Here is a 4,999-nt window from a genome sequence, read left to right on the forward strand (position 1 = left end):
CGCGTGCCGCGGCCCGGCGGGGGGGGGCGGGGGGGGGGGTCGGGGGGGTGGCCGGGGGGTGGGGGGGGGGGGGGGGGGGGGCCGGCGGGCCGCCCGGTCCCAGCCGGCGCTGGATGGCGTCGGCGATGGCCGGCAGCGGCAGGACCTCGTCGGCGATGCCCTCGCGCGCCACCGCGCCGGGCATCCCCCAGACCACCGAGGTGGCCTCGTCCTGCGCGAGGACCTGGCCGCCGGCGGCGGCCACCGCCTTGCAGCCGAGCTTCCCGTCGGAACCCATCCCGGTGAGGATCACCGCGAGCAGGTCACCGCCGAACGCCGCGACGGCCGAGCGGAGCATGACGTCGACGGCGGGCCGGCAGAAGTTCTCGGCAGGTCCCTGCTGCAGCTTGATCACCATCTGCGGGCCGCGGCGGGCGACCTCCATGTGGTAGTCGCCGGGGGCCACGTAGACGGTGCCGGGCACGACGGCCTCGCCGTCGCTCGCCTCCACGACGCGCAGCGCGCTCACCTTGTCCAGGCGCTGGGCGTAGAGGCGGGTGAAGACCGGGGGCATGTGCTGGGTCACCAGGACCGGGACGCCGAGGGTCGCGGGCAGCTTCTCCAGCACCGCCGACAGCGCCTCGGGCCCGCCGGTGGACGAGCCGATGACGAGCGCGCGGACGCTGCCCGGCGCACCGGTGCGCACGCGCGCCGGGACCGGCGTCGACGTCGCGGCGGGCGCGGCGGCGCGGACGGCCGGGGCGGGTGCCGCCACCGGCGCGCCGGCGCCCGGGACGAGCGCCTTGATCTTGGGGATGAGCTGCTGGCGGACGGACTCCATGGACTCGCCGACGCTGCCGACGTTGGCCGGCTTGGTCACGTAGTCGGAGGCGCCGGACGACAGCGCCTCCAGGGTCGCGCTCGCGCCGCGCTCGGTGAGCGTGGAGAACATGATCACCGGGAGCTTCCGGTGGACCTTGCGGATCTCCTTGATCGTCTCCAGGCCGTCCATGACGGGCATCTCGATGTCGAGCGTCACCGCGTCGGGCTGGAGCTGGTCGATCTTCTCGAGGGCGATCTTGCCGTTGGCCGCGGTCCCCACGACCTCGATCGCCGGGTCGGAAGCGAGCACGTCGGTGACCAGGCGCCGGACGACGACCGAGTCGTCGACCACGAGCACCTTGACGGGTTGCCCCACGTCGCACCTGACCTTCCCTGCCGTCGGCGCGGTGAGGTCGGCGCCGTGGAACCACCGCCGCCCGGTGGGCGGCTCCCTTCTCCATCGGCCACCGGTGGCGAACCTTGAACGGCGGAGCGGCACGGATGCCGTCGCGGACGTCGACCTCCTGACGCCGACCACTCTGCTCCGCGGCGAGCGGTGACAGCCAGTCACCGCGCGTCGCGGTCCGCCCACGGTTCCCCGGTCCCCGGCCACCGGCTCACCGCGACGCGACGCAGCCGGTGACCTTGCTCCAGGCGCTGGGCGCCTGAGCAAGACCACCGGCTGCGTCGGCTCACCGGCGGGGCGGGCCGGCCTCAGGCGCGGGCGGTGCCCCGGTGGCGCAGCAGGGCGACGACGAGCGCGGCCAGGCCCAGCAGCAGCCCGGCGCCGCCCAGGCCGCGGGCCAGGCCGTCGGACGCACCGGACCCGGCGGCCTGCGCGGCGGAGTCGTCGGCCCCGGCCCCGGACCCGGCGGCCGCGGCGCCCTGCTCGGCGTGCGCACCGGCACCGTGCCCGCCCTCGGCGGCGGTCGTCGTGAACTCCGGTGCGGGCTCGGCCGGCTCCTCGGCGCCGGGGTCGGCGACCTCGGTCCACCGGGAGACCTCGCCGTCGGCGTAGGTCTGCACCGTCGGCAGCACCACGCGGGTGCCCTCGGCGGGCAGCGGGCCGACGTCGGCCGCGAACTCCTCGAACTGGCCGACGCCGATCCCGGCCGCACCGGGCTCGGCGGTCCAGGTGATCGTCAGCGGCGCCTTCGTGACGGTCGCGCCGTCGACCTGCACCGGGGCGGGCAGGTCGCCCTCGGCGACCGTCGCGCTCCAGCCGGCGACGGGCTTGACCGCGACCCAGGTGAAGGGGTGGTCGGTGGGCAGCTGCACCTGCACCGACGTCGTGGCCGCGCTGTCGGACTCGTTGGGCACCCGGAACGTCACGACGCTGTAGCCGTCGGCGGCGGTCGCGTCGGGCACGGCGTGGACGTGGGCGGAGGCCGGTGCGGCGGCCAGCAGCAGCGCGGCGGCCGCGGTCGCGGCGACCGCGGGGACGGTGGTGGGCAGGGTGGAGCGCAGGGTGGAGCGCACGGGATGCTTCCTCGGGGTGTCGTCAGGGTGTGGTCGTGGCGAGGGCGGACCCCCGCGGTGGACCACGCCGGCGCACCCGGCGCGCGAGCACGGACCGCGGCCGCGGCCGCACGGGCGGCTCGACCGCGCGCGGCGGACGCGGTGCGACGAAGCGCAGGAGCACCAGCAGCACCCGGCGCAGCGGCTGCAGCCAGGTCCACAGCGACCACAGCAGCCCCTCGGCGTGCAGCAGCAGGACGGCGGCCAGCACCGTCGCCCCCGCGTGGGCGGCCGCCATGGCGGCACCCCCCGAGCTCTGCGCGACGGCGTCGGGGCCCAGCGGCACCCACTCCTGGTGGTGGCCGTGGGAGGCGACGGCGACCGTGCGCACCGAGCAGGTGGCGAAGACCTCGTGCAGCAGCAGCTGCCCGCCGCCGAGCAGCAGGCCCACGGTGCGGGCGCCGAAGCGGCGCCCCGCGAGGGCCAGGCAGGCGGACAGGGCCAGGACGCCGACGGCGCCGAGGACGAGCGGGCCGGGCAGCAGGCCGCCGGCGGCGACGTGCGCGGTGGCGGCGAGGCCGACGACCGTCGCCGCGAGGGCACCGGCCCGCAGCACCCGCAGGGTGCCGCGCCCCGGCCCGCGCGGGGCGGGGGCGGTGGTCGGCACGGGGGAACCGTACCGGCCGGTGCCCGGCCGGTCGCCGGGCCGGTCGCTCAGTCGGTGCCGAAGGCCGCTTCCCAGGGGCGCAGCAGGACCGCGCGCGCGTCCGAGGACAGCAGGTCGGCGACGACCTCGGCGTGGACCACGCCGCTGACGACGTTCCACAGCCCGGCGGCGCCGTCGGCGGCGTCGAGGCCGCCGGCGCGGAAGGCGCGCACGGCGAGCAGCTGCGCGGCGGCGGCCGTGCGCACGCGGTCGGACAGGTGCACGGCCCACGAGGCGTCGTGCACGGCCGAGGCCCACTCCCCCGCACCGGGGCGGCTGGCCTCGGCGACCGCGCGCAGGCAGGCGCGGTCGGTGCCGTCGAGGCGGCGCAGCCGGTCGAGGACCTCCGCGACCCCGGCCTGCGCCTCGCCGAGGTCCTCGGGCGCGCTGGGCACCGGCGGCATGTCGCGGGCGGCCTGCAGGTACGGGTGGGCCAGCACGCGGCGGGCGCCGTCGGGCAGCCGGTCGCCCAGGTAGGCGGAGACGGCGGCGTCGGCGAGGACGTCGGCGGCCTGCGCGGCGACCTCGGTGCGCAGGCGCGGGCCGCCGTCCAGCGGCGCCGACCACGTCCAGTCGAGGACGTCGTGGTGGACCAGGCGCACGAGCGCGTCGGCGTCGGCGATGGTGCTGCCCTGCAGGACCCGCACGACGCCCTTCTCCAGCCGCGCCCCGGCGACGTCGTCGCCGAAGTCGTCGGCCGCGAGGCCGTTGGCCACCTGCGCCAGCACGTCGGTGATCTGCGGGACGTTCGCGCAGGCGGTGCGCACGGCGTCCCACGCCCCGGCGCGGGTGCCCTGGTCGTGGCGGGCGGCGAGCAGGTCCAGCTCGCGCGGGCCGCTGGCCAGCGCCCGCAGCAGCACCTCGGCGGCCGAGTCGCCGGCGGGCAGCCGGACGAGGTCGAAACCCAGGACGGGAGAGCTCACGAGGGAGTAGTGCACGGTGCGCCTCCTGCGCCGGGGTCCACCACCGACCGGTCGGACGGCGTGTTCCCACACTGACACCGCGTGAACCCCGTGGCGAGGCGACGTCAGCCGTCCGGGTGTGTCGCGCCCGCCGCGGCCCACCGCACGGGTCACCGCGCGCGATCGCGCTGGGCCGACCGGGCGACGGGACCCGCGCCGCGCCGTAACGTCGGGCCGTGGACGAGGACGAGCGCGCGGGCGGCGACGGGGACGAGCGCGCGGGCGCGGACGGGGACGCGGGCGAGCGCGCGGACGAGGACGGTTCCGCCCGGTGGGGCTGGGTGTCGTGGCTGCCGATCGCCGCGGCCGCGCTCTGCCCGCTGGTGCTGGCCGAGGTCGCCCGGCAGGTGCTCGGGGGCGCGCGCGACGAGCCGTACTTCGGCTACGCCGACGAGGCCGGCCAGGAGGTGCCGGTCGGCCGCCGCGTCGGGCTGCTGTGGGCGCTGGTGCCGGTGCCGCAGGTGCTGCTGGCGGGCACGTGCGCGCTGGTCGTCGTGTGCGGGGTGGTGCTCGCCGGCCGGCCCGGCTGGCTGGTGCCCGGCCGGGTGGGCCGCTGGGTGGCGGCCGGCGTGGCCGCCGCCTGCGCGCTGGAGGGCCTGGCCGCGCTGGGGGTGCTGCTGCAGGCGGCGGCGCGCCCGCCGGACCAGGCGGGGGACGACGGGCTGCTGCTGACCTTCCTCGGCCTGCCGGCGCAGGGCCTGGTGGAGCTGGGCCCGCAGGTGGCGGTGCTCGTCCCGGCGGTCGTCGTGCCGGCCCTGGCCGCGGTGCTGCTCGTGCGCCCGCCCGCGCCCGCCGCGCGGGTCCGCCCGGCGCCCGCGGCGGCCGGGGAGGGACCCGCCGCCGCACCGGCACCGGCGGCGCAGGGCTCCCCCGCGCAGACCTCCCCCGCGGCCCCCCTCGCGCAGGGCTCCCCCGCGGCCCCGGTCGGGCAGGGCACGCCGGGCCCGTCGGTGCGGGCGGAGATCCCCCGGCTGCCGGTGGACGAGCGCGCCCACTACCGACGGCCGGTCGCCTGAGCCCTCGTGGACAGGGGTGGGACGCAGCACGGGGTGGGACCAGGAGGTCCCACCCC

The 4,999-nt window shown here is 78.7% G+C and carries 5 protein-coding genes; 1 reads left to right on the forward strand and 4 read right to left on the reverse strand.

The window, feature by feature from the left end; translation table 11 throughout:
• The 4 genes from ACRYM2_RS22765 to ACRYM2_RS22780 form a co-directional block, all read right to left on the reverse strand.
• Nucleotides 1-1,177, reverse strand: a 1,177-nt coding sequence (locus tag ACRYM2_RS22765) for a protein-glutamate methylesterase/protein-glutamine glutaminase (protein ID WP_432524957.1), incomplete at its 3' end; no start/stop codon positions are given.
• A gap of 338 nt (nucleotides 1,178-1,515) precedes the next feature.
• The gene (locus tag ACRYM2_RS22770) at nucleotides 1,516-2,280 is read right to left on the reverse strand and encodes a YcnI family copper-binding membrane protein (protein WP_432524958.1); all 765 of its coding nucleotides are present in this window, start codon (nucleotides 2,278-2,280) and stop codon (nucleotides 1,516-1,518) included.
• Between the two features lie 22 nt (nucleotides 2,281-2,302).
• Nucleotides 2,303-2,926 (reverse strand): hypothetical protein, encoded by a 624-nt coding sequence (locus ACRYM2_RS22775; protein WP_432524960.1) that lies wholly within the window; start codon nucleotides 2,924-2,926, stop codon nucleotides 2,303-2,305.
• Between the two features lie 47 nt (nucleotides 2,927-2,973).
• Nucleotides 2,974-3,888 carry a hypothetical protein gene (locus tag ACRYM2_RS22780; RefSeq protein WP_432524961.1) on the reverse strand — a complete coding sequence of 305 codons (915 nt, stop codon included), beginning with the start codon at nucleotides 3,886-3,888 and terminating at the stop codon, nucleotides 2,974-2,976.
• A 215-nt stretch (nucleotides 3,889-4,103) separates the two neighbouring features.
• Between ACRYM2_RS22780 and ACRYM2_RS22785 the strand changes: the two genes are divergently transcribed.
• Complete coding sequence (locus ACRYM2_RS22785) at nucleotides 4,104-4,943, forward strand: hypothetical protein (protein ID WP_432524962.1); 840 nt, start codon at nucleotides 4,104-4,106, stop codon at nucleotides 4,941-4,943.
• Nucleotides 4,944-4,999 lie beyond the last annotated feature (56 nt).

Source organism: Kineococcus aridisoli (assembly GCF_050871885.1).
In the GTDB taxonomy this organism is placed as follows: Bacteria; Actinomycetota; Actinomycetes; order Actinomycetales; family Kineococcaceae; genus Kineococcus.